This window comes from Sphingomonas faeni (assembly GCF_040407565.1).
GTDB lineage: Bacteria > Pseudomonadota > Alphaproteobacteria > Sphingomonadales > Sphingomonadaceae > Sphingomonas > Sphingomonas faeni_F.
Window position 1 is genome coordinate 342,135 of the sequence record NZ_JAPZPR010000001.1, and the last position, 22,414, is coordinate 364,548.

Genomic DNA, 22,414 nt, shown 5'->3' on the forward strand with positions numbered 1-22,414 from the left:
CGAACCTCAGGGCCAAGTAGAGAACCACATCCATTTGACGAACGCACGTGGCCCGGGCAACGCCGCTGCCGACAGGATCGGGTAGAAATATACGAACAACCCGGCGGCGATCCCGAGAAACGCCTCGTCCCAGGTGCGGCGCTGGCTGCGGCGCGGGCTGCGGCCATAGTGGTCGAGCGCGACCGCGATCGCGACCGCGAGCCAGATGCTCGACAGATAATAATAATAAAAGAAGCCGATCGATTTCGGGATGATCGCCCACATCGCATAGGAGCCGATCCACAACCCCGCCGCCACGCCGAGCGTTGCACTTCGCTCGCGCACCGCCCCCCACAGGCACAGCGCGACGGCGACCAGACCACCCCACATCACCGCCGGATTGCCCAGCATCAGCACGCCGCGCTGGGCCCCGTCGACCGGTTCGTACAGATACCAGATCGGCCGGATCATCAGCGGCCACGTCCACCAGCTGGACTGGTAGGTGTGCTGCGGCAAGACCTGCGTCTGTCGTGCGAGCATCTCGAACTGGAACGGTACCAGGCGGGTGAGCGTCAACGGATCGGTCGCGTAGAAGAACGCCGGCGCGAACGTCGCGAAATAGGTCGCGATGCTGACCCCGCCGAGGATCGCCAGCGCTGCCAGCGGCTGCAACCCCGGCCAGCGGTTCGGATGGTCTCGCCGCAAGATCAGGAACGCCACGCCCGCATAGGCGACATACGGCGCGGCGGTCCATTTTACCCCGACCGCAAGCCCCAGCAGCACGCTGCCGAGCAGCCAACGCCGCCAGACCTGCCCGCCGGTGCCCCGCATCGCCCAGGCCAGCGCCGCCACCGCGCAGACCACGAACGCGGCCATGAAGCCGTCCAGCATCGCGATCCGCGCCTGGACGAACACCGTGAAGTTGACGAGCACGACGATGGCGCCGACCAGCGCCGGCCGCAGCCGTCCCAGCATCAGCCACAGGATCGCGAAGATGCCGAGCACGGTCGCCGTCCCCGCGATCGTCGAGGCGATCCGCCACCCGATCGGGCCATCCCCGAACAGCGCGATCCCCAGCGCGATCAGGATCTTGCCCAGCAGCGGATGCTCGATGTTCACCGGGTTCGACAGCGCCAGCAGCGCGCGCGCCGCCGGGACGTAATGCACCTCGTCGAACACCAGAGTGTGCGGGCTCGCCAGTCGCCAGCAGAACAGGGCTTGGGCGAAGATGCCGAGGCAGAGCGCGGCTGATAAAGGACGTCGAACCATTGAGGATCCTTCCCCCCTCCCTGGCAGGGAGGGGCCGGGGGTGGGTCGGCCCCTTGGGGAGCGAGACGCCAGCCAACAGACCGACCCACCCCCAACCCCTCCCTGTCAGGGAGGGGCGCCAACTAAGGTCCTTCTGCCGTCATTCGAAGCCGCTCGACAAGACCGTCGATACCCGCAAGGCTTGTCATCGCGGCTCCCCCCCGGCAAAGCGGCGGCATGAAGCGCAAGACCGGCCAGGATCGTTCGATCACCCAGAATTGGCGTCCCGCGACGCGCGCCATCCGCGGCGGCACCGCCCGCAGCGAATATGGCGAGACGTCGGAGGCGTTGTTCCTCACCTCGGGCTATTGCTACGACAAGGCCGGCGACGCCGCAGCGCGCTTTGCCGGCGAGCAGGAGGGGATGACCTATTCCCGCCTCCAGAACCCGACGGTGCAGATGCTCGAGGAGCGGATCGCGCTGCTGGAGGGCGCCGAGGCGTGCCGGACGATGGCGACGGGCATGGCGGCGATGACCGCGTCGCTGCTGTGCCAGCTCCAGACCGGCGATCACCTCGTCGGCGGCCGTGCGGCGTTCGGGTCGTGCCGCTGGCTCACGGACACGCTTTTGCCGAAGTTCGGGATCGCCACGACGATCGTCGATGCGCGCGATCCGCAGGCGTTCCTCGACGCGGTCCGCCCCGAGACGAAGGTGTTCTTCTTCGAGACGCCCGCCAACCCGACGATGGACATCGCCGACCTCAAGGCGATCTGCGACATCGCGCGCGAACGCGGGATCACGACAGTCGTCGACAACGCGTTCGCGACGCCGGCCCTGCAGCGGCCGATGGAGTTCGGCGCGGACGTCACTGCGTACAGCGCGACCAAGATGATGGACGGGCAGGGCCGCGTGCTCGCCGGCGCGGTCTGCGGGACCGAGGACTTCATCACCAACACGTTGTTGCCGTTCACGCGCAACACCGGCCCGACGCTGTCGCCGTTCAACGCGTGGGTGGTGCTCAAGGGCCTCGAGACGCTCGACCTGCGCATCCACCGCCAGTCGGAGAACGCGATGAAGGTCGGCGAATTCCTCGAAGGCCGCGTGCCCCGCGTGCTGCACCCCTTCCTGCCGAGCCACCCGCAGCACGAACTGGCCAAGCGCCAGATGGACGCGTGCGGGCCGATCTTCGCGTTCGAGGTCGAGGGGCGCGAACAGGCGCACGCACTGCTCGACGCGCTCGAACTGGTCGACATCTCGAACAACATCGGCGACTCGCGCTCGCTGATGACGCACCCCGCTTCGACCACGCACGCCAGCGTCTCGCCCGACAAGCAGATCGAGATGGGCGTGACCGAGGGGCTGCTGCGGATCAACGTCGGGCTCGAGGATGCGCAGGACGTGATCGACGACCTCGACCAGGCTTTGAGGCAGGCGGGCCTGTGAAGGCGCTGTTCCCCAACGCGGCGACGACCGATGGGGTGACGGTGCGCGTGTCGGTCAGCTATTTGCCCGAACAGTCCGAGCCCGAGCGGGGCCGCTGGTTCTGGGCGTATCACATCCGCCTTGAGAACGAGGGCACCGAAACCGTCCAGCTGCTCACCCGCCACTGGGTGATCACCGACGGCCGCGGCGCGCGTCACTCGGTCGAGGGCGAGGGCGTGGTCGGCGAACAGCCGGTGATCGAGCCGGGTGCGAGCTTCGATTACGTCTCGGGCTGCCCGCTCGCGACTCCGTCGGGCGCGATGCAGGGGAGCTACCAGATGGTCCGCGAAGACGGCGCCGTGTTCGCGGTCGAGATCCCCCGCTTCTCGCTGTTTGCCCCCGCGGTGCTGAATTGAAGCGCACGCATCTCCCGCTTAACGGTCTGCGCGTGCTCGACGCGGCGGCGCGGCATCTGTCGTTCACGCGTGCTGCGGACGAGCTGGCGGTGACGCCGGCGGCGGTCGGGCAGCAGATTCGTGCGCTGGAGGATACGCTCGGCGTCGTGCTGTTCCGCCGTACCACGCGCGGGCTGGAACTGACACCCGAGGCCGAGGCGGGCCTAGGGGCGCTGCGTGGCGGCTTCCTGCAGTTCGAGGAAGCGGTTCGCGCAATGCAGGCCGGTCAGTCGTCGAAATCGCTGACGATCGCCGCACCGCGCGACCTGACCGAGAAATGGCTGATGCCGCGGCTAGCGCAGATCGCCGAGGCGGATGCAGAACTCCGCTTCGTGCTGATCACCGCAGACGAAAATGTCGACTTCACCGAAGCCAATCTCGACCTCGCGATTCGCTGGGGCGATGGGCCTGGCGAACATGAGGGCGAGGCGCTTGAATCCGAGGGCATGGTCACGATCGCCGCGCCCGGCATGGAGGGGGACTCGGCCATTGCCTGGTCCGGCGAGGACGGGCCGGCGCTGGTCCGCGTCACCGACGCCGGCCTCGCGATCGACGCTGCAGCGGCAGGATTGGGCCGCGCGACCGTACCCGAACTGCTTGCCCGTCGCGATCTCGCGCAGGCTCGCGTGCGGCTAATCGGCGAGTCGCAGCCCTCGAGGGGGGGGTATTGGCTCGTCGCCCCGCTTCCGCAGTGGCGCCAGAAGAAAGTCCGCGCGCTCGTGGATGCCCTGACAGCGTGAGGCAACCCGGGCGCAGACCACGGCGCGCTGGCGTATCGCCAGTGCTGAAGACGCGTCGACTGCGCCTGCGGCCACTCGTCGAGGGCGACGCGACCGCGTTGCATCCGATGCTCGCCGACGCGGAGCTGATGGCGTATTCCGCGGACGGTCCGCTTGGGAGCGTGGACGACGTCCGCACCTACCTCGCCGAGGAAGCCGCGCCGGGCAACCAGCGTACCTGGGCGATCACCCGCACCGGCGACGACCGCGCGATCGGCTGGGTCTCGGGGAGCGAGGCCGATGGGGCAGGGGTGACCGAGATCGGGTTCATCCTGGCGCGCGAGGCCTGGGGGCGGGGAATTGCGCGCGAGGCGGTGTCGGCAGTGATCGACCGGTTGTTCGCGGAGGGCCGCAAACGCGTGTTCGCCGACGCGGATACCGAGAACGCGGCGTCGATCACCTTGCTGGAGCGGTTGGGTTTTCGTCGTGAGCGGTTGTTGCGGGATGAATGGGAAACGCATCTGGGGTTGCGCGACAGCCTGATCTACGGGCTCTGCGCGGATAGCTGGCAGGCGGCTGGGCGGGCCTGATCCCTGCCGCGATCGCCACTAATAACACCACCCCGGCGAAGGCCGGGGCCCAGGTGGAAAGGTGGTCGTAACAGCGCTCCGTCCTCAGTTGGCTACGTTCCCCAACTGGGCCCCGGCCTCCGCCGGGGTGGTGGCAAAGCGAAGGGTACTCTTTGATAGCCTAACGCGCCGCCAACAACGCCAGTGCCCGCCCCATCAGCCCTGCGAACCGAACCTCGTTCACGGCGTCATCAGCCCGATGCCAGTTCCCGGTCGCCGCATACCAGCGCCCGTCCTTCGCCTGCACCAGATAGTTCAGCGTCAGCACCCCGGGCTCGCCGCCGCCCTTGAAGCCGACATACGCGAACCGCTTGGCGATCGCCGGATCGACTCCGGCATTCACCGCCATGACCGCGCGGGTCGTGACGTCCGCCCCCCGCAGGCGGTCCAGCAGCCCCGCCATCGCCAAGGGACTCGCAAACCATTCGACGCTGTCGGTCGCCACCGGCTTGCCCGCAAACACGGTCGGGTCCAGCTTGGCGGTGGAAATCTTCACCGCATTGTTCACCAGCAGCGCCCGCCGCTCGTTCACCGACCCAACCGCCCAAGCCTTCGTCAGTGCCGCATCGCCCTTCAGTGCAAACATCTCCCGCGTCGTCATCACCGGCACGCTGCCACCCGCCGTCTCCGCCACAGCATCCACCTTCGCGCGCCCGAGCGTCGTCAGCAGCGTATCCGTCGCGGTGTTGTCGCTGATCGAGATCATCATCGTCGCCAGTGTCTGCACCGTCACCGGCGACCCGGCGGGCCAGGTCTGCAACACGCCCGACGGCAAGGACGGCGCCCCGACCTTCACGACGTCCTCCCAATGCCGCTCGCCTGCTGCCACCTGCCGCGCCAATTCCGCCAGCACCCAGAGTTTGAACGCCGACCCGAGCGGTGCAGCGACATCGGCACGGTATTCGAGGATCGGCTCGGGCTTTCCCTGACCCAGCGCATACAGCCCGAAACCGCTAGCCCCCGGCAGCGCACGAAACTCGGATTCGAGCTTGGCGAGGCTGTCGTCGCGCGGAGCGGTGCCGGTGATCAATAATCCGCTCGCGGCGTGCGGCGGGGCGGGATCGATCACCAAACGGACGCTCGCCGTACCGCGCGCATAGCCGATGGTCAGGTCCGCCGACCACGCCGACGTCGCGGTCAACGCCTCGACCCTCTGCGGGTCGCCGAGCGACGCCTTCAGCTGTGCGGCGATCGCCGTGAACTGCGCCGCCGGGACCTTGTCGCGGAAGTTCGCCGCGAAATACGTCTCGTATGTCCCACGACCATCGAGGATCGCAACCAGCGCGTCGGCCTTGGCACGCACGGCTGGGTCGGGCTGGACCGGCTGTGCCGCCAGCCCGACCGGCAGCAAGGTCATGAAGATCGCGAGCAGCCGGAGCGCCAGACCACGCATTAGTTCTTCAGCTTCCAACCGCTCGTCAGCAACCGGTAGCAGAGTGTCGCCAGCACCACGTCGATCACCAGGATGACGATCCCGCCGATCATCACCGGCGAGTCGGCAATCCCGAGGAACCCGTAGCGGAAGCCCGAGATGATGTAGAAGAACGGGTTGGCATGGCTGAACGCGCGGAACGCCGGGGCGAGCTTGTCGACCGAGTAGAAGGTCCCCGACAGCAGCGACAGCGGCGCGATCACGAAGTTGGTGACGGCCGCGGCATGATCGAACTTGTCCGCCCAGATCGAGGTCAGCACGCCGAGCAACGCGAGGAACACCGCGCCGAGCAACCCAAACCAGATGATCGCCAGCGGGGCGTGCGGCGTCACGTGGACGCCGGGATACAGCGCCATCGCCGCCCAGACGACGATCCCGACGATGACCGCGCGAGTCACCGCGCCACCGACCAGCGCCGCCAGCAACTCACCCGTCGACAGCGGTGGCTGGAGATAGTCGACGATCGTCCCCTGCATCTTGCCGACCAGCAGCGAGAAGCTGGCATTGGCGAACGCCGGGCCCATCATGCCCTGTGCGATGATCAGCCCCGGTGCGATGAAATCGGCGAACGCGACGATCTGGCCGTCGACTGGAACCGGGCTTTTCGCGCCGGTCGCGATGGTGAACACGATCAGAAACAGGAGGGTGGTGATCGCCGGCGCCCAAACCGTCTGAAGCTGCACCTTGAAGAACCGGCGCACCTCCTTGATATAGAGGGTTCGCAGTCCCTCCCAGTTCACGCTCTTTATGACGGGAACGCCGGGGGCGGAGTGTACCGCCGACTGGATTTCACCGATTGGGGGCTGGCTGCTCATGGGAGTTGCGGGTAATCCCTGCCGCTGCTGCCCGCAAGCCGGCTTGACGATTGGCCGACCGACCGAGACTAAGGAACGAGCATGTCCTGGACCGACGAGCGCATCGAGACGCTCAAGACGATGTGGGAGGCTGGCCAGACCGCCAGCCAGATCGCCGAAGCACTGGGTGGCGTGAGCCGCAACGCCGTCATCGGCAAGGCACACCGCCTCGAACTGCAGGCGCGCCCGTCGCCGGTGAAGCCGAACGATCCCGAGGCGAAGGCGGCGGCTGCCACTGCGGCGGCAGCGACTCCGGCACCCCCGGTGGCTGCTGCGGCGGAGGAGCCGGTGTTCGTCTCGCCTGAGCCCGCGCCGACCGCGCCACCCGTTGTTGCGCCGCCGAGTGCCGCCGCGAAGTCCCCGGTTGCGCCCGAGCCGGTCGCGGACGAGCCGGCCGAGCACGCTGACGACCCGGAGGAGGATGAGGACGAGGACGACGTCACGCCGGTTGCCGCCCCGGTCCGCGCGCCGCAGCCGATCCTGCGCTCGGTCGGCCCCGGCGGCTTCCTCCGCCAGGCACCCGGCGAGCAGCAGCCTCCGAGCACGCCCGCCCCACCGCGTCGACTCGTGCCCGCCAAGCCGTCCGCCGAGATGGCGAACAAGACGAGCCTGCTCGAACTGAACGATCGCATCTGCAAATGGCCGCTCGGCCATCCCGGCGAGCCCGACTTTCATTTCTGCGGCAAGGCGGTGAACCCGGGGTTCCCGTATTGCGTCGATCACTGCGGGCATGCGTATCAGGCGCAGTTGCCCCGCCGCGACCGTCGCCCGACGCCGCCGCTGCCGTTCGGCGGACCGCGTCCTCGCTGAGTCTGTCTTGATGCGGGCGGGTCGCAAACCCCGTCCGTCATCCTGACGAAAGTCAGGACCGGGGATACCGAGACGCTACCCTGTTTGGCTCTGGGTCCTGACTTTCGTCAGGATGACGAGGGGGGTGGTACATCGGTCGTGATATAGAAAAGGCCGCTTCCCTGTGTGGGGAAGCGGCCTTTTCTATGTCAGCTAGCCATGGGCAAAGCCCATGTCGTCGGACGCGGCAAGCCGCGCCGGCCGGGCTGGGGCGAGTCCTGCGCCGGCTTGGCGCAGGCCGCCCTTCGCCTCAGAACCGGAACGCAGCCGTTGCGCGCAGGCTGTGCCAGCGGAAATAATCGAAGTTGCGGCGGAAGTCGGTGCCCGATGCGTTGCCGCGTGTGAAGGGACCGCCAGCAGGACCGCCCGCTGCGCGTACGCGGTAGTCGGTGTCCTGATACTGGTGGTACAGATATTCGAGACCGACCGAGAAGTTCTTGCCGAGCTTCTGCTCGATGCCGCCACCGCCGACGATGCCCCATTCCTTGCTACCACCGTTGGTGGTGAAGGTGTTGGCGGTGTTGCCGGTCGTGAAGCTGTTGTCGATGTTGGCATAGCCGACGCCGAACGTGCCGTAGAACAGCGTCGTGTTCGCCGCATAGCCGAGACGACCGCGGGCCGATGCTTCCCACTTCAGATCGCGGGTCATCGTGTAGAAGGCCGGCGTGGTGCTGAACGCCGAGACACTGTCGGTGATCTCGCTCTTGCCGAACTCGCCGACGACACCGACGACGATGTTGCCGCGCTGATAGTCCGCGCCGACGCGACCATAATAGGCGATGCCGTCCTTGTCGTTCTTGCAGCCGCGACCGCTAGCTGCGGGCGCCAGGTTGCTGGTGGCGCGACCGTTGCAGAAGCCGGGCGAGAACGCGTTGGCGACGGTCGCAGTCGAGATGGTGTCGCGGAAGACGCCGTCCAGATTGCGATCGAACTCGATCGTCTCGCCGACGTCGTTCGGCTGCACGTCATAGCCGAACGTGCCGCCGACATAGAGGCCGCTGAACGGTGCGTCTTCGGTCATCGTCTGTGCGGCGACGGGCGCCGTGAAACCCAGTGCGGCAACGCCTGCGAGCGCCACCATCATCGTCTTGGTCATAATCACTCCCGGAAAATACATGACAGGTTTTTCATATACGGCTGGGTCGGGGAAAATTATCCCCGTGTCACAACAATCTGCATCAATGTGACTTTCAGGTCACAGGGGGAACAAACAGAGGCTGTGGCTTTGTCGCAAGCCAACGTCTAGGCTTGGGTCATGGCTGAAGATCTGTTCGCGTCCCCCTCGACGCCCGGCGCCGGCAAAACCGCCGCCAACACCTATGACGCGTCGTCGATCGAGGTGCTCGAAGGCCTCGAACCCGTCCGCCGCCGTCCCGGCATGTATGTCGGCGGCACCGACGAGCGCGCACTGCATCATCTTGCCGCCGAAGTGCTCGACAACGCGATGGACGAGGCGGTTGCCGGCCACGCCACGCGGATCGAGGTCACACTGGAGGCGAACAACCGCCTGACGATCGTCGACAACGGCCGTGGCATCCCCGTAGATCCGCATCCCAAGTTCCCCGACAAGTCTGCGCTGGAGGTGATCCTCTCGACGCTCCATTCGGGCGGCAAGTTCGCGGGCAAGGCCTATGCGACGTCGGGCGGCCTGCATGGGGTGGGCATCAGCGTGGTCAACGCCTTGTCGTCGGATACCGTTGTCGAGGTCGCGCGCGATCGTCAGCTCTACCGACAGCGCTTCGCCAAGGGGCTGACACTCGGGCCGATCGAGCATCTTGGGGCCACGCCCAACCGGCGCGGCACCAGCGTCGCGTTCACGCCCGATACCGAAATCTTCGGCAGCGAACTGAACTTCAAGCCGCAGCGCCTCTACAAGCTCGTCCGCTCGAAGGCGTATCTGTTCGCCGGCGTCGAGATCCGCTGGCACTGTGCGCCCGACCTGATTGGCGACGACACGCCTGCGCAGGCGGTGTTCCAGTTCCCGGGTGGCCTCGCCGATCACCTCCGCGACCAGATCGCCGGCCGCGAATGCGCGACGTCGGACTTCTTCTCCGGCTCGCAGGATTTCCCGAGCGCGAACGGCGAAACGCAGGGCCGCGTCGAATGGGCGGTCGCATGGCCGTTGTGGAGCGACGGCTCGTACAGCTGGTATTGCAACACCATCCCGACCCCCGACGGCGGCACGCACGAGCAGGGCCTGCGCCAGGCGCTGGTCCGCGGGCTTCGTGCGTTCGGTGATCTCGTCGGCAACAAGAAAACCAAGGATATCAGCGCAGACGACGTCATGGTCGGCAGCGAGCTGATGTTGTCGGTCTTCATTCGCGAGCCGCAATTCCAGAGCCAGACCAAAGATCGCCTCACCAGCCCCGAAGCCGCCGGGCTCGTCGAGAAGGCGGTCCGCGATCATTTCGACCATTTTCTCAGCCACAACATGGAGCGCGGCAAGGCGCTGCTGAACTATGTGCTCGAGCGGATGGACGAACGCCTGCGCCGCAAGCAGGAACGCGACGTCAAGCGCAAGACGGCGACGTCCGCGCGGAAACTCCGGCTGCCGGGCAAGCTCACTGACTGCTCCGCCAACTCGCCCGAAGGCACCGAACTCTTCATCGTCGAGGGTGATTCGGCAGGTGGCTCGGCGAAGCAGGCGCGCGACCGGAAGACGCAGGCGATCCTGCCGATCCGCGGCAAGATCCTCAATGTCGCATCCGCCACCAGCGCCAAGATCTTCGCCAACCAGGAAATCGCCGACCTGACGCTCGCGCTGGGCTGCGGCACGCGGAAGGACTGCACACCGGACACGCTCCGCTACGAACGCATCGTCATCATGACCGACGCCGACGTCGACGGCGCGCACATCGCGACGCTGCTGATGACGTTCTTCTTCCAGGAGATGCCCGAACTCGTCCGCCGCGGACACCTCTACCTCGCGCAGCCGCCGCTCTATCGCCTGACCGTCGGCACCAAGAGCGTCTACGCGCGGGACGACGCGCACCGCGCCGAACTCGAGCGCACCGTGTTCAAGGGCAAGAAGGTCGACGTCGGCCGCTTCAAGGGGCTCGGCGAGATGAACCCGAGCCAGCTCCGCGAAACCACGATGGACCCGGCGACGCGCGGCATGCTTCGCATCACGCTCCCGCAAGAGTACGAAGAGCGCGCACAGGTGAAGGACCTCGTCGACCGCCTGATGGGCAACAACCCCGCCCACCGCTTTGCCTTCATCCAGGAAAACGCCGGCCGTATGGACGAGGAAGCGATCGACGCATGAACCAGACACGTACACTTCGTAAGGAAGCGCTTATCGCTTCATGGGCCAATTCGGACTGGGACGACGTCGCGCGTTTCATCGGGCCAAATGCGCACCGTTTCGCCAGTGCATGGGAAAAGGCACGTGACAAGATGGTGAAAGCCGGCGGGGGGCTCGTGCTCACCTGGTGCTGGCCCGCGCTGTTTTTCGGGTTCGCGTGGTTTCTGTACCGGAAGCAATGGGCGGTTGGCGCCGTCCTGATCATCCTGCCGCTGGTGGTCGGGTATTTCTTTTCCGTTTCGGCCGGCGGTGGCGCGGCAATCTTCATTGCGATGATAGCCAAATCGACGATCGCGCAGGATGCGGTTACCGAGATCGCGAAGATTCGCGCAGCGGGTGGCGGCGACGCGGAGATCGCCGCGGCAGGCGGAGTCTCGGTCATCGCCGGCGTGCTGGGCGGTATCCTCCTGGTGGCGGAGCTGGCGCTCGCGTTCGTGGGCGCGGTAATGGATCAGCAGGCCCATTTGGCCAGTCTCAGCAACGTCTAGAACCGGTGGGCGCGCCCATTCGACCGGCGTCCAGCGTCGGACGCGATTGACGCACCCGCCGCGCTACCGATATGAGGTCGCCTCGGGCGGCCAGTGGGTCGCCTTTCTCGTTTCGGAAAAGGAAGCGCTTGTGACCATCACCCCGCTCATGCCCGTCTACCCGCGGTGTGGCGTGCGTCCGGTCCGAGGCGAGGGCGCGTACCTCTTCGGCGAGGACGGCCAGCAATATCTCGATTTCGCCAGCGGCATCGCGGTCAACGCGCTCGGCCATGGCCACCCGCATCTGACCAAGGCGATCGCCGAGCAGGCCGCGACGCTGATGCACGTGTCGAACCTGTATGGATCGCCGCAGGGCGAGCATCTCGCGCAGCGCCTCGTGGACAACAGTTTCGCGGACACCGTGTTCTTCACCAATTCGGGTGCGGAAGCGGTCGAGTGCGCGATCAAGACCGCGCGGCGCTATCACTTCGCCAACGGCAACCCGCAGCGGAACACGCTGATCACGTTCGACACGGCGTTCCACGGGCGCACGCTCGGCGCGATCTCGGCGACCAATCAGGCGAAGATGCGCGATGGGTTCGAGCCGCTGCTGCCTGGTTTTGCCTACGCCAAGTTCAATGATCTCGAAGGCGCGCTGGCGCTGATCGATGACAACACGGCGGGCTTCCTCGTCGAGCCGATCCAGGGCGAGGGCGGTATCCGCCAGGCGAGCCACGAGTTTCTGACCGGTTTGCGCAAGGCTTGCGACGAGCATGGCCTGTTGCTGGTGCTCGACGAGGTCCAGTGCGGCTATGGGCGCACCGGCAAGTTCTTCGCGCATGAGCTGTTCGGCATCACGCCCGACATCATGTCGGTCGCCAAGGGCATCGGCGGCGGCTTCCCGCTCGGCGCATGCCTCGCGACCGAGGAAGCGGCCAAGGGCATGGTTGCGGGCACGCACGGCTCGACCTATGGCGGCAACCCGCTGGCGATGGCGGCGGGCGAGGCGATCCTCGACGTGATCCTGGAAGACGGATTCCTCGACAACGTCACGGCGATGGGCGATCGGTTGCGGCAGGGGCTCGAGCAGATGATCCCGAACCACGATCACCTGTTCGATAGCGTCCGCGGCACCGGGCTGATGCTCGGGCTGAAACTCAAGAGCGACAGCCGCGCGTTCGTCGCGTTCGCGCGCGACAACCACAATCTGCTGCTGGTGTCGGCGGGCGAGAACGTCGTCCGAATACTGCCGCCGCTGGTGATCGACGAGAGCCACATCGCCCAGTGCATCGACAAGCTGTCGACCGCAGCGCGCGTGTACGTGCCTGCCGCCGACGATTGAAATCTGCCGCTCATCCTGAGTAGCCATTGAGCGAAGCCGAAATGGCGTATCGAAGGGCCCGCCGATAGCGGGCGCGACCTTCGGTACGAGGTCCTTCGATACGGGTCTTCGGCTTCGCTCAGCCCCTACTCAGGACGAACGGTTTTACCGAATACGGCCTGCATGACTGGAGCCGATGCTTTGACCATCCGTCATTTCCTGAATCTCACCGACGCCGGAGTCGACGGCATCGCCGCGATGCTTGCCGACGCACTCGACCGCAAGGCGGCGCGCGTCGGCTTCCCCAGGGGCCGTGCCGACGCCGACGCGCCACTCACGGGCCACACACTGGCGATGGTGTTCGAGAAGAATTCCACCCGCACGCGGTTCTCGTTCGACATGGCGATCCGCCAGCTCGGCGGCACCTCGATCGTGTCCGATGCGGGCTCGATGCAGCTTGGCCGCGGCGAGTCGATCGCCGACACCGCGCGCATCCTGTCCGGCTATGTCGACGCGATCATGATCCGCACCGACGATCACGCGAAGATCGAAGAGATGGCGCACTATGCCTCGGTGCCGGTCATCAACGGCCTGACCGACGCGTCGCACCCCTGCCAGATCATGGCTGACCTGCTGACGATCATCGAGAGCGGCAAAGCGCTGCCTGGCCTCAAGGTCGCGTGGCTGGGGGATGGCAACAACGTGCTCGCGTCGATCGTCGAGGCGGCCGGGTTGATGCAGTTCGACATCGTCGCAGCGTGTCCGCAGGGGTATCAGCCGACCGACGCCGACGTCGCGCTCGGCAAGGGCCGCGCGAAGGTCGTCGCGACGCCGCGCGAGGCGGTCGAGGGTGCGGATATCGTCGTCACGGACACCTGGATCTCGATGGGGCAGGCGCATGCCGACACCAAGCTGAAGGCGCTCACCCCGTATCAGGTCGACGCTGCGTTGATGGCGATGGCCAAGCCCGACGCGAAGTTCCTCCACTGCCTGCCTGCGCACCGCGGCGAGGAAGTCACGCCCGAAGTGATCGATGGCCCGCAGTCGCTGATCTGGGCCGAAGCGGAGAACCGTCTGCACGCGCAGAAGTCGGTGCTGCGCTGGTGCTTCGGGCAGATTGGTTGAAGCCACGGGGTTCGCACCCCATTTTCGTCATTCCCGCGGAGGCGGGAACCCATAACCGCTACCGGCTCGGCTTTCACGGTCGTTTGCCATTATGGATCCCCGCCTGCGCGAGGATGACGAAGGAACGATGGTGAACGACCCCAACATGACCGATCTCGACCGCGCGCTGGCCTTCGCGATCCCCGCGCGCAGTGCCCGCGGTCGGATCGCCCGGCTCGGCACCGCGCTCGACGAAGTGCTCGCCGCGCACGCCTATCCGCCCGCGATCGAGAAACTGCTCGCCGAAGCGCTGACGCTCGCCGCGCTGATCGGCTCGACGCTCAAGGACGCCAGCGGCCAGCTGACGATGCAGACGCGCACCGACAACGGCGTCGTTCAGTTGCTGGTCTGCGATTACCGTGGCGGCGAAGTGCGCGGGTATATCGAGTACGACGCCGAAAGGCTTGCCGAAGCCCCCGCCGAACCGTCGCTGTTCGCGCTGTTCGGTGCCGGCTATCTCGCGATCACGTTCGACATGGCGAGCAGCAACGAGCGCTATCAGGGCATCGTCCCGCTCGACGGCGACACGCTGTCGCAGGCTGCGCAGAGCTATTTCACGCAATCCGAGCAGATCCCGACGATGATCCGCACTGGCATGGCGAAGGGTCCCGATGGCCGTTGCGTCTCGGGCGGTTTGTTCCTCCAGCACCTTCCCGAGGGCGAAGACGGGCGTGAGCGTTTGCATACAAAGCTCGATCATCCCGAGTGGGAGCACGTTGCGACGCTCGGTTCGACGATCGGTGTGGACGAACTGACCGACGTGACGTTGCCGCTGGAAACCTTGGTGTGGCGTCTGTTCAACGAGGAAGAGGACGTCCGCATCCTCGCCGACATTCCGATCACGCGCGGCTGCCGGTGTGATCCCGACTATATCAGGGGCGTGATCTCGAAATTCCCGTTGGAGGAACGGCAGTCGATGGCGGACGAGACAGGGTTCATCATCGTCGATTGCGCGTTCTGCGCGAAGAAGTTCCCGGTGCCGGTGGAAGGTTGATACCCTCGTCCTTCCGGGGAGAAGAAGGGGCCTGCGACGCAGTCGTGGGAGGGTGGGGGGCAGGAGGCTCGGGACATCGATCCCAATTACCCCTCACCCTTCCGCAGCCAAGCGGCTGCTCCCTCCCTCTCCCCGAAAGGGAGAGGGAGGAGTGTTAACGCGATCTTTACGCCTCCCCACTAACCTTGGTCACGTGCTCTTATTCAGCACGTTTTTTTCTCCCTTGTGGCGCGGGTTCGCGCCGACCTTAAGGGTCGCTCCACCGGGCGGCCCTTTCTTTTTATGCGCTGCTGGCCTAGCGGACTCCGCATCATGACATCTCCTGCTCCCTTTGCGGTCGCCCTTCTGTCGGGCGGGCTAGACTCGATGGTATCCGCGGCCATGGCGCGCGAATCCGGACAACGCGTGCTCGCGCTGTCGTTCGACTATAACCAGCGCCACCGCGTCGAACTCGCCGCCGCGCGCCGGATCGCCGACGCGCTCGGTGCCGAACGCCACATCGTCCTGCCGATGGACCTGTCCGCGTTCGGCGGCTCCGCGCTGACCGCCGACATCGACGTACCCAAGGACGGCGTCGGCACCGAGGATGGGGGCGGCATTCCCGTCACCTACGTACCCGCGCGCAACACCATCTTCCTGAGTCTGGCGCTCGGCTGGGCCGAAGCGGCGGGCGCGCGCGACATCTATATCGGCGTCAACGCGCTCGATTATTCGGGTTATCCCGATTGCCGCCCCGAATTCATCGCCGCGTTCGAAGGCCTCGCCGAGCTCGCCACCAAGGCGGGCGTCGAGGGCGATCCGTTCCGCATCCAGGCGCCGCTGCAGCATATGACGAAAGCCGATATCGTCCGCGAAGGCACGCGCCTCGGGCTCGATCTCGGGCTCAGCTGGTCGTGCTACGACCCGGCGCCCGGCTCGCTGCATTGTGGCGAGTGCGACAGTTGCCGCCTTCGTGCGAAGGGCTTCGACGAAGCGGGGATCGCCGACCCGACGCGCTACGCCGTGAAGCCGGCCTGACGCGATGAGCTACGCCGTCAAGGAGATGTTCCTGACGCTGCAGGGCGAGGGCGTGAATGCCGGTCGCCGCGCGGTGTTCGTGCGGTTCGCCGGCTGCAATTTGTGGTCGGGCCGCGAGCAGGATCGCGCGACCGCGGTGTGCAAGTTCTGCGATACCGAGTTCGTCGGTACCGATGGGCTCGGCGGCGGCAAGTTCGTCGATGCGCAGGCTTTGGCATCGGCGGTCGCCGGTTTCTGGGGCGAGGGCACGCGCGACCGGTTCGTGGTTCTGACCGGTGGTGAGCCGATGCTCCAGATCGACGACGCGATCATCGATGCGCTCCACGCCGAGGGCTTCCGGATCGCGATGGAGAGCAACGGGACGATCGTCGCGCATCCCGGGATCGACTGGGTCTGCATCAGCCCGAAGGCGGGCAGCGTCGTCGTCCAGCGGACCGGGGACGAGCTGAAGCTGGTCTGGCCGCAACTCGGCACCGATATCGATGACATCGAGACCTGGGCGTTCGCGAACCTGCTGCTCCAGCCGCTCGACGATCCGCAGGCAGAGGCGAACCGCGAAGCATGCGTGGAATTGGTGTTGGCGCGACCGCAGTGGCGTTTGTCGCTGCAGACGCACAAGCTGCTCGGACTGCGCTGAGGAGCGTTTCGCTATCCCGGTATAAGCCGGGATACTGGTTCAAGACTGCGTATGCCTAGCCGAGCCACTCCGGCCTTCGCCGGGGTGAAATAGGAAGCGACGCTATCGTTGCTGCACGGTTACTGCCCCGCGATGCCGACGCCCGCGGGCGGCCAATTCTGCGCGCCGCACTTCTTGAAGACCCATTCGCCTTTCTTGTCCCAGCAGATCGGGTCGAGCCGCGGCATCGCTGCACGGTCGCGACCGATATAGCGGGGGAAGCGCTGCTCGCCCCATGGGATCAGGCTGTTGCGCAACTCGCGCGAGCGGGCCAGCGCGACCTCGAAGAAATGCCCACGCGGCGCAAACACCGCGTCGCGGCCGATCGAGGCAGCGGTCTGGCAGAAGCCATATTGCGCGGCGACCGTGGCAAAGCTCGAATAAGTCCGCGTACCGAACTGGTCGAGCGCGGTCTGGCCGGCCTTGGGGCCCCCCGCCTTGTTGACGCGAATGAAGTATTTGGTGAGCGTGTCGAACGCCGTCTTGAGCTCTTCGCTGTGATCGGCGATCGTCGAATTGTAGTTCGGTACGGTCAGCAAGGTCGGTTCGAACTGACATTGCAGTGCCGCGACGTTCAGCGCCGCGCGCATGTGCCACACGAGTGCGGCCCGCGTTTCCGCCGGCGTCGCGCCCGGCAGGGGCTGGCCGAGATCGGACTCGTCGCCGGTCACCGCCGCTCCCGAAAAATCGCGCGACTGCAAAAAGAACTGCGCCGACGCCGACTGCGCCCCAGCGAGCCCGCTCGACGCCACGCATAGCGCGAGCGCGGTACGCAACACCTTCATTCCAACCTCCCCAAGGCACTTCAAGTGAACGAATCTAAAGCGTTTCCGCCAAACTCCCAAGCGATTTTAACCTTTTCCCCGGTGCCAAAGGGGCCTCTCGTCCAGAGCAAGAGTGTCGAATTTGGTCGCATCCGAAACGACCTGGCGGTGCCCTTTGTATCCGCGCGGAAATGGAGACTGACTGGCGGCTTTCATAGGCAGGGGATCGCCCGAACGACAAAGGGCCGCCCGGTCGCCCGGACGGCCCTTCGCAACACTTGAATTCCTGTCGGGGACCACGCGCGTGAACGCCTGGTTCCCGAGGAAATTACATGGCGTTGTTGGTCATCATGGTGTCGTTCGACATCATCGTGTCGTTCGCCATCATGGTGTCGTTGGCCATCATGCCACCGTTCGACGCGCCGTCGACTGCGGTCATGTTGTCGGTCATCGTGTCCATGCCTTCGCTGGCATTCATGTCGGTGACCATCGTGTTGTCGGTCGTCGTCTCGGTCTTGGGACCGCATGCCGAAACGGCGAGTGCTGCGCTGGCGATCAGCGAACCGGTCAGGACCTTGGAAATGAGTGCACGCATGTGGAAGCTCCCTAGATAGAGGATTTGGCTGGCTGCTCGCCCTTAATACCCAAATCGTAGTGGACATTAATCCGATAACGCTTTGCCCTCAAGCCTCGTTTTCTCAAGGACAAGAAACTGTTTCAAGGAAAGCATCGGCCGTCAACGCCAGCGCGGCGTCGAAAGTTGCAAGATCCGCGGAAATGCCGAGCGATTGCAAGCTGGTAACGCCGTATTCGGGCAGGCCGCAGGGGACGATGCCGCCAAAATGGGCGAGATCGGGGGCCACGTTGACCGAAAAGCCGTGGAGCGTCACCCAGCGCTTCACCCGCACGCCGATCGCGCCGATCTTGGCCTCTCGTCCGTTATCCAGGGTCCAGATACCGACCCGGCCATCGACCGCGAACGCCTCGACGTCGAGTTCGCCGAGTGCTGCGATCACCCAGGATTCTAGCGCGTGGACGTAGCGGCGCACGTCGCGGCCGCGTTTCGTCAGGTCGAGCACGACATAGCCGATCCGCTGGCCGGGGCCATGATAGGTGTATTTGCCGCCGCGGCCCGTCGCGATGACCGGGAAGCGCGCGTCTATCAGGTCGCCCGCCTCGGCGCTGGTGCCCGCGGTGTAGACCGGCGGGTGTTCGAGCAACCACAGAAGTTCGCGCGCCTCGCCCGCGCCGACCGCCGCCGCGCGCGCCTCCATCTCCGCCAGCGCGTCGGCATAGGGGGTGAGGCCGGCGCTGGTTCGCCACTCGATGTCATTGGGAAGGGGGATCGTCACCGCTCCCAATTGCGCACCCGCGCACGCACTTGCAACCTGTGGCCAAGCGCAGGGGCTTGGGCTAACCCGCGGAACGTCGAACTGGGGGAGCGTGACGCATGGTGAAAATGGGAACGGTTTGGGACCGCACGGTCGAGGTGCTCAACGGGCGCACCGGCATGATCGCGCCGATCGCGCTGCTCGGCATAGTGCTACCGGCCGTCGTTCGTGACGGCTTCGTCACGTTCTCGACGCCGGGGAGCGCGCTGTTCGCACTGTTCGGCAGCGTGCTGTCGATCGCCGTGCTCGTGCTGATGATCTGGTCGCAACTCGCGATCGTTGCGATCGCCACCGATCCCGCGACCAATGCGGCCCAAGCGCGCCGTCAGGCCAGCGCGCGCGTGTTGCCGGCGATCGGGATCACAGTCCTGCTGACGATCGTCGCGATGATCGTGGTGCTCCCACCGATCTTCGTGCTCATCCAGTCGGGCTTTGACTTCCCCGCCGCCATGCGCGGGAGCGCCGGAGGCATGACGCCACCGAGTGGCGGCGCGGTCGCGTTCATCGGACTCTACGCCCTGGTGTATCTGCTGGCGCTGATCTGGATCGGGGCGCGGCTTATCCTGCTCAATCCCGTTATCCTCAACGAACGTCGCGGGCTCGGCGCGTTGCGACGATCGGTGCGGCTGACGAAGGGGCTTACCTGGCGGATCATCGGCGTCCTCATCCTGTTTGCGATCGTTCTGCTGGTCACGACCTGGGCGGCGCAGTCGGTCACCGGGGTCGTGTTCCGCCTGGCACTTGGCGCCGACGGGCTGGCGCTCGCGACCTACCTCTCCGGTATCTTCGCCACGATCGTTTCCACCGCCTTCACCGTGCTCGCCGCCGTCTTCACCACGCAGCTGTACGTCGCCGTCCGAGAGAGCCCCGACCCCCTATGAAGCTCGATTTTGCGACTGTCCTCACCGACGCCTGGAGCCTGTTCAAGCGCGACCGCGACCTGCTGCTGCGGATCGCCGCGCCGTTCCTGTTCCTGCCGGCGTTCGCGCTGGCGTTGGTGGTGCCCGATCCGCCGATGCCGGTGGCGGGCGCAGGCGAGAACGAGGCGCAGGCGATGGCCTGGGCCGACGCGGTGCAGACCTGGGCGTCGGCGCATGGCGGCTGGTACCTGCTCGCCTATGTGACGAGCTTTTTCGGGACGTCGCTGTTCTACGCGCTGTATCTCGACCGCGATAAGCTCGATCTGCGCGGGGCGTTGTCACGCTGCCTCAAGCTGTTTCCGCGCTTCCTGCTGGCGATGGTGATCGTGTCGCTGCCGGCGGGCGCGGGGCTGTTGCTCTACGCGATTCCCGGCCTGTATATCCTCGGCCGGACGATGCTGACCGGGCCGGCGCTGTTCGCCGAAGCGCCGCTGGGCGCGCTGGGGGCAATTCGCCGCAGCCTGACGCTCAGTCGTGGGTCGGGTTTACCGCTGATGGCGCTGGCGGCGTTCAGCTATATCAGCGGCTGGCTGGTCGGTGCGCCGTTCATGATGGCCGACAAGGCATTGCGCGACGGCGGCGAGTCGAACCCGGTCGCGCTGGCGATCGTCGATGCGGGCGCGGCGGCGGCGGCGATGGCATCGGGGATCGCGATGGCGCTGATCGCGATCTCTGCCTACCGGCGGCTGGCCAGATAGGGGATTTGCGGCGCCGTTTCGGGCGGTAGCAGTCCGGAAGTCCGCGGGTCGGGGAAGGTTTCGATCGTTCGCTTGATCGCGGTGAACCCCTGCGCGCGGTAGAACCCGAGCGCGCTCGGATGGTCGAGCGTGCAGGTATGCAGCCACACCCGCTCGATCCCCTTGGCCCAGGCTCGCGCGCACGCTTCGGCCATCAACCAGCGGCCATGTCCCTGTCCGGCGAGTTCGGGAATCAGCCCGAAATACGAGATCTCGCATGCGGCAGCGGTACGGAAGTCGAGTTCGAGCATGCCCACTTCGATCCCCGCCGGGTCGATGACCGCGTACACCGCGATGCCGGGGTCGTGGACGATCGCGGTCAACGCGTCGTCGGCCATCACCAGTCGCGAGAACCATAGCCACGGGCTCCCCACGCGGCGGAACAGTGCGCGGTATTTCTCCAGCGCCGGCTTCTCCCAGCGCACCAGCCGTAGCCGCGACCCCGGGCTCGGCCGTAGCGGTGGACGCTGGCGCATCTCCAGCGTGGTGACGATCGTGGCGAGCGTGTCGTCCGCGACCGGGATCAGCGCCATCTTACGACCATGTCGCGCGCGGTGGCAGGCTCATCAGGATCGCGTCGATGTTGCCGCCGGTCTTGAGGCCGAACAGCGTGCCGCGATCATAAACGAGATTGAACTCGGCATAGCGGCCGCGCCATTCGAGCATCTTCGCTTCGTCGGCGGCATCGAACGGCGTGTCCATCCGGCGACGGACGATCCGCGGATAGGAGTCTAGGAACGCTTCGCCGACGTCGCGCGTGAACGCGAAGTTGGTCTCGAAATCGCCGTCGAGATGATCGAAGAAAATCCCGCCCACGCCGCGGCTGACCTTTCGGTGCGGAATGTAGAAATAGGTCTCCGCCCATTCCCGGAACCGCTCGTAATGCGCCGGGTCATGCGCGTCGCACGCCGCCTTCATGGTTGCGTGAAAGTCGGCCGTATCCTCCTCGATCGGCAAGGGTGGGTTGAGATCGCCGCCGCCGCCGAACCAGCGCTTGGTGGTGTTGAGGAAGCGGCAGTTCATGTGCACCGCCGGTACGTGCGGGTTGGTCATGTGCGCGACCAGGCTGATCCCGGTCGCGAAGAAACGCGGGTCTTCGCCCGCCCCGTGGATCGACTTGGCGAAGTCGCCCTCGAACGTGCCGCCGACGGTCGAGACGTTGACACCGACTTTCTCGAAGACCTTGCCCTTCATGACTCCGCGGACGCCGCCGCCGCCGGGTTCGCCCGACGGATCGATTCGGTCCCACGGCGTGTATTCGAAGCTTGCGTTTGAACCCGCCTCCCGCTCGATCGCCTCGAACTCCGCGCAGATGCGATCGCGCAGCGATTCAAACCAGTGGCGGGCGGCGGCTTGCTGGGGGTCGAGATCGATCATGCGCGAGTCTCTACCAAATCCTCCCCGGAACGGGGAGGGGGTGCTAGCCTGGATCGACATCCGCCCTGGCGATCCTCCCCCGCAAGGGGGAGGTGGCGCGGAGCGACGGAGGGGGCGGACGCGAAACAGGGGTGACCTCTTACCTCCCCCTCCGTCAGGCTTGCGCCTGCCACCTCCCCCTGGCGGGGGAGGACTCTAGTCGGGCCAGCCGCCCGTCTGCCGCAAAGCCTCCGCCGCGACGATCCCCGTCGCCACGGAAATGTTCATCGACCGCAACCCAGGCCGCATCGGGATCAGCACGCGCACATCGGCGCGCGCGTGGACCTCCTCCGGCACCCCGGCCCCCTCGCTGCCCATCAGCAACACATCGTCCTCGCGAAACTCGGCAACATCCAGTCGAACCGCGCCCTTCGTGGTCAGCAACACGATCCGCCCGCTCACCTGCGCCAGGAACGCCTCCCAATCGACATGCCGCACCACGTCGACCACGCCGACATAATCCATCCCCGAGCGCGCCACCGCCTTCTCGCTCCAGGTGAATCCCATCGGTTCGATCAGGTCGACGCCGATCCCCATGCACGCGGCGGTCCGCAGGATCGCGCCGACATTTCCGGCGATATCGGGCTGATAGAGGGCAATTCTCATGCCCGATCCCTTAGCGCGCCGGGGGCCAGGTGGTAACCCAGAGCAAAATG

The 22,414-nt window shown here is 66.1% G+C and carries 24 protein-coding genes; 14 read left to right on the forward strand and 10 right to left on the reverse strand.

What is annotated here, in order from left to right:
* Positions 1–6 precede the first annotated feature (6 nt).
* Positions 7–1,248: a phospholipid carrier-dependent glycosyltransferase gene (locus O6Y00_RS01340; RefSeq protein WP_353440863.1), complete on the reverse strand. Its 1,242-nt coding sequence runs from the start codon at positions 1,246–1,248 to the stop codon at positions 7–9.
* Positions 1,249–1,464: 216 nt separating this feature from the next.
* Between O6Y00_RS01340 and O6Y00_RS01345 the strand changes: the two genes are divergently transcribed.
* From O6Y00_RS01345 to O6Y00_RS01360, 4 genes are read left to right on the forward strand one after another with little or no spacing between them, the layout of a single operon-like run.
* Positions 1,465–2,670 carry a trans-sulfuration enzyme family protein gene (locus tag O6Y00_RS01345; protein WP_060527159.1) on the forward strand — a complete coding sequence of 402 codons (1,206 nt, stop codon included), beginning with the start codon at positions 1,465–1,467 and terminating at the stop codon, positions 2,668–2,670.
* The gene (gene apaG, locus O6Y00_RS01350; protein WP_056488567.1) at positions 2,667–3,065 is read left to right on the forward strand and encodes a Co2+/Mg2+ efflux protein ApaG; all 399 of its coding nucleotides are present in this window, start codon (positions 2,667–2,669) and stop codon (positions 3,063–3,065) included. Before O6Y00_RS01345 ends, apaG begins: the two co-directional genes overlap by 4 nt.
* Positions 3,062–3,844: a LysR family transcriptional regulator gene (locus O6Y00_RS01355; RefSeq protein WP_353440864.1), complete on the forward strand. Its 783-nt coding sequence runs from the start codon at positions 3,062–3,064 to the stop codon at positions 3,842–3,844. The genes apaG and O6Y00_RS01355 overlap by 4 nt, the downstream gene beginning before the upstream one ends.
* A gap of 41 nt (positions 3,845–3,885) precedes the next feature.
* Positions 3,886–4,413 (forward strand): GNAT family N-acetyltransferase, encoded by a 528-nt coding sequence (locus O6Y00_RS01360; RefSeq protein ID WP_353440865.1) that lies wholly within the window; start codon positions 3,886–3,888, stop codon positions 4,411–4,413.
* 160 nt (positions 4,414–4,573) lie between these two features.
* Here O6Y00_RS01360 and O6Y00_RS01365 read toward each other — a convergent pair whose 3' ends face one another.
* Together O6Y00_RS01365 and O6Y00_RS01370 are read right to left on the reverse strand one after the other, a co-directional pair.
* Entirely contained in the window at positions 4,574–5,845 is a 1,272-nt protein-coding gene (locus tag O6Y00_RS01365) for a serine hydrolase (RefSeq protein ID WP_353440866.1), read from the reverse strand.
* Positions 5,845–6,699 (reverse strand): ABC transporter permease, encoded by an 855-nt coding sequence (locus O6Y00_RS01370; RefSeq protein ID WP_353440867.1) that lies wholly within the window; start codon positions 6,697–6,699, stop codon positions 5,845–5,847. The genes O6Y00_RS01365 and O6Y00_RS01370 overlap by 1 nt, the downstream gene beginning before the upstream one ends.
* Positions 6,700–6,780: 81 nt before the next feature.
* On the opposite strand from O6Y00_RS01370, the gene O6Y00_RS01375 reads away from it, so the two are divergent.
* Positions 6,781–7,548, forward strand: coding sequence for a GcrA family cell cycle regulator (locus tag O6Y00_RS01375; protein ID WP_353440868.1), 768 nt, complete (start codon positions 6,781–6,783; stop codon positions 7,546–7,548).
* A gap of 289 nt (positions 7,549–7,837) precedes the next feature.
* Here the strand turns inward: O6Y00_RS01375 and O6Y00_RS01380 are convergent, their stop codons facing one another.
* Complete coding sequence (locus O6Y00_RS01380; RefSeq protein ID WP_353440869.1) at positions 7,838–8,683, reverse strand: outer membrane protein; 846 nt, start codon at positions 8,681–8,683, stop codon at positions 7,838–7,840.
* A 159-nt stretch (positions 8,684–8,842) separates the two neighbouring features.
* Between O6Y00_RS01380 and parE the strand changes: the two genes are divergently transcribed.
* From parE to queE, 7 genes are all read left to right on the forward strand, one after another.
* A complete protein-coding gene (parE, locus tag O6Y00_RS01385) occupies positions 8,843–10,852 on the forward strand; it encodes a DNA topoisomerase IV subunit B (protein ID WP_353440870.1) in 2,010 nt (669 codons plus the stop codon).
* A complete protein-coding gene (locus O6Y00_RS01390; RefSeq protein WP_353440871.1) occupies positions 10,849–11,379 on the forward strand; it encodes a DUF2628 domain-containing protein in 531 nt (176 codons plus the stop codon). The genes parE and O6Y00_RS01390 overlap by 4 nt, the downstream gene beginning before the upstream one ends.
* Before the next feature lie 130 nt (positions 11,380–11,509).
* Complete coding sequence (locus tag O6Y00_RS01395) at positions 11,510–12,700, forward strand: aspartate aminotransferase family protein (RefSeq protein ID WP_353440872.1); 1,191 nt, start codon at positions 11,510–11,512, stop codon at positions 12,698–12,700.
* 186 nt (positions 12,701–12,886) lie between these two features.
* Positions 12,887–13,804 carry an ornithine carbamoyltransferase gene (gene argF, locus O6Y00_RS01400; RefSeq protein ID WP_353441383.1) on the forward strand — a complete coding sequence of 306 codons (918 nt, stop codon included), beginning with the start codon at positions 12,887–12,889 and terminating at the stop codon, positions 13,802–13,804.
* A 127-nt stretch (positions 13,805–13,931) separates the two neighbouring features.
* Positions 13,932–14,837 (forward strand): Hsp33 family molecular chaperone HslO, encoded by a 906-nt coding sequence (locus tag O6Y00_RS01405; protein ID WP_435368581.1) that lies wholly within the window; start codon positions 13,932–13,934, stop codon positions 14,835–14,837.
* A 312-nt stretch (positions 14,838–15,149) separates the two neighbouring features.
* Positions 15,150–15,854, forward strand: a complete 705-nt coding sequence (gene queC, locus O6Y00_RS01410) for a 7-cyano-7-deazaguanine synthase QueC (RefSeq protein WP_353440873.1) — start codon at positions 15,150–15,152, stop codon at positions 15,852–15,854.
* Positions 15,855–15,858: 4 nt separating this feature from the next.
* Positions 15,859–16,491: a 7-carboxy-7-deazaguanine synthase gene (gene queE, locus O6Y00_RS01415; RefSeq protein WP_353440874.1), complete on the forward strand. Its 633-nt coding sequence runs from the start codon at positions 15,859–15,861 to the stop codon at positions 16,489–16,491.
* Positions 16,492–16,610: 119 nt separating this feature from the next.
* Here the strand turns inward: queE and O6Y00_RS01420 are convergent, their stop codons facing one another.
* From O6Y00_RS01420 to lipB, 3 genes are all read right to left on the reverse strand, one after another.
* Positions 16,611–17,315 carry a hypothetical protein gene (locus tag O6Y00_RS01420; RefSeq protein ID WP_353440875.1) on the reverse strand — a complete coding sequence of 235 codons (705 nt, stop codon included), beginning with the start codon at positions 17,313–17,315 and terminating at the stop codon, positions 16,611–16,613.
* Between the two features lie 307 nt (positions 17,316–17,622).
* Positions 17,623–17,889, reverse strand: coding sequence for a hypothetical protein (locus tag O6Y00_RS01425; RefSeq protein ID WP_353440876.1), 267 nt, complete (start codon positions 17,887–17,889; stop codon positions 17,623–17,625).
* 103 nt (positions 17,890–17,992) lie between these two features.
* Positions 17,993–18,646, reverse strand: a complete 654-nt coding sequence (gene lipB / locus O6Y00_RS01430) for a lipoyl(octanoyl) transferase LipB (RefSeq protein ID WP_353440877.1) — start codon at positions 18,644–18,646, stop codon at positions 17,993–17,995.
* A 98-nt stretch (positions 18,647–18,744) separates the two neighbouring features.
* Between lipB and O6Y00_RS01435 the strand changes: the two genes are divergently transcribed.
* Both O6Y00_RS01435 and O6Y00_RS01440 read left to right on the forward strand, forming a co-directional pair.
* Entirely contained in the window at positions 18,745–19,566 is an 822-nt protein-coding gene (locus tag O6Y00_RS01435; RefSeq protein ID WP_353440878.1) for a hypothetical protein, read from the forward strand.
* Positions 19,563–20,303 carry a hypothetical protein gene (locus tag O6Y00_RS01440; RefSeq protein WP_353440879.1) on the forward strand — a complete coding sequence of 247 codons (741 nt, stop codon included), beginning with the start codon at positions 19,563–19,565 and terminating at the stop codon, positions 20,301–20,303. The genes O6Y00_RS01435 and O6Y00_RS01440 overlap by 4 nt, the downstream gene beginning before the upstream one ends.
* Here O6Y00_RS01440 and O6Y00_RS01445 read toward each other — a convergent pair.
* The 3 genes from O6Y00_RS01445 to O6Y00_RS01455 form a co-directional block, all read right to left on the reverse strand.
* Complete coding sequence (locus O6Y00_RS01445; protein WP_353440880.1) at positions 20,282–20,875, reverse strand: GNAT family N-acetyltransferase; 594 nt, start codon at positions 20,873–20,875, stop codon at positions 20,282–20,284. The genes O6Y00_RS01440 and O6Y00_RS01445 overlap by 22 nt on opposite strands.
* A gap of 1 nt (position 20,876) precedes the next feature.
* A complete protein-coding gene (hemF, locus tag O6Y00_RS01450) occupies positions 20,877–21,719 on the reverse strand; it encodes an oxygen-dependent coproporphyrinogen oxidase (protein ID WP_353440881.1) in 843 nt (280 codons plus the stop codon).
* A gap of 195 nt (positions 21,720–21,914) precedes the next feature.
* On the reverse strand, positions 21,915–22,364 hold the full coding sequence (locus O6Y00_RS01455; protein ID WP_353440882.1) for a tRNA (cytidine(34)-2'-O)-methyltransferase: 450 nt from the start codon (positions 22,362–22,364) through the stop codon (positions 21,915–21,917).
* Positions 22,365–22,414: the final 50 nt, after the last annotated feature.

What these genes read in the sequence shown, in the direction of transcription:
- O6Y00_RS01340 (WP_353440863.1), bottom strand. Translation starts at nt 1,248, where the DNA reads ATGGTTCGACGTCCTTTATCAGCCGCGCTCTGCCTCGGCATCTTCGCC.
- O6Y00_RS01345 (WP_060527159.1), top strand. Translation starts at nt 1,465, where the DNA reads ATGAAGCGCAAGACCGGCCAGGATCGTTCGATCACCCAGAATTGGCGT.
- O6Y00_RS01365 (WP_353440866.1), bottom strand. Translation starts at nt 5,845, where the DNA reads ATGCGTGGTCTGGCGCTCCGGCTGCTCGCGATCTTCATGACCTTGCTG.
- O6Y00_RS01370 (WP_353440867.1), bottom strand. Translation starts at nt 6,699, where the DNA reads ATGAGCAGCCAGCCCCCAATCGGTGAAATCCAGTCGGCGGTACACTCC.
- O6Y00_RS01375 (WP_353440868.1), top strand. Translation starts at nt 6,781, where the DNA reads ATGTCCTGGACCGACGAGCGCATCGAGACGCTCAAGACGATGTGGGAG.
- O6Y00_RS01380 (WP_353440869.1), bottom strand. Translation starts at nt 8,683, where the DNA reads ATGACCAAGACGATGATGGTGGCGCTCGCAGGCGTTGCCGCACTGGGT.
- parE (WP_353440870.1), top strand. Translation starts at nt 8,843, where the DNA reads ATGGCTGAAGATCTGTTCGCGTCCCCCTCGACGCCCGGCGCCGGCAAA.
- O6Y00_RS01390 (WP_353440871.1), top strand. Translation starts at nt 10,849, where the DNA reads ATGAACCAGACACGTACACTTCGTAAGGAAGCGCTTATCGCTTCATGG.
- O6Y00_RS01405 (WP_435368581.1), top strand. Translation starts at nt 13,932, where the DNA reads ATGGTGAACGACCCCAACATGACCGATCTCGACCGCGCGCTGGCCTTC.
- queC (WP_353440873.1), top strand. Translation starts at nt 15,150, where the DNA reads ATGACATCTCCTGCTCCCTTTGCGGTCGCCCTTCTGTCGGGCGGGCTA.
- queE (WP_353440874.1), top strand. Translation starts at nt 15,859, where the DNA reads ATGAGCTACGCCGTCAAGGAGATGTTCCTGACGCTGCAGGGCGAGGGC.
- O6Y00_RS01420 (WP_353440875.1), bottom strand. Translation starts at nt 17,315, where the DNA reads ATGAAGGTGTTGCGTACCGCGCTCGCGCTATGCGTGGCGTCGAGCGGG.
- O6Y00_RS01425 (WP_353440876.1), bottom strand. Translation starts at nt 17,889, where the DNA reads ATGCGTGCACTCATTTCCAAGGTCCTGACCGGTTCGCTGATCGCCAGC.
- O6Y00_RS01435 (WP_353440878.1), top strand. Translation starts at nt 18,745, where the DNA reads ATGGTGAAAATGGGAACGGTTTGGGACCGCACGGTCGAGGTGCTCAAC.
- O6Y00_RS01440 (WP_353440879.1), top strand. Translation starts at nt 19,563, where the DNA reads ATGAAGCTCGATTTTGCGACTGTCCTCACCGACGCCTGGAGCCTGTTC.
- O6Y00_RS01445 (WP_353440880.1), bottom strand. Translation starts at nt 20,875, where the DNA reads ATGGCGCTGATCCCGGTCGCGGACGACACGCTCGCCACGATCGTCACC.
- hemF (WP_353440881.1), bottom strand. Translation starts at nt 21,719, where the DNA reads ATGATCGATCTCGACCCCCAGCAAGCCGCCGCCCGCCACTGGTTTGAA.
- O6Y00_RS01455 (WP_353440882.1), bottom strand. Translation starts at nt 22,364, where the DNA reads ATGAGAATTGCCCTCTATCAGCCCGATATCGCCGGAAATGTCGGCGCG.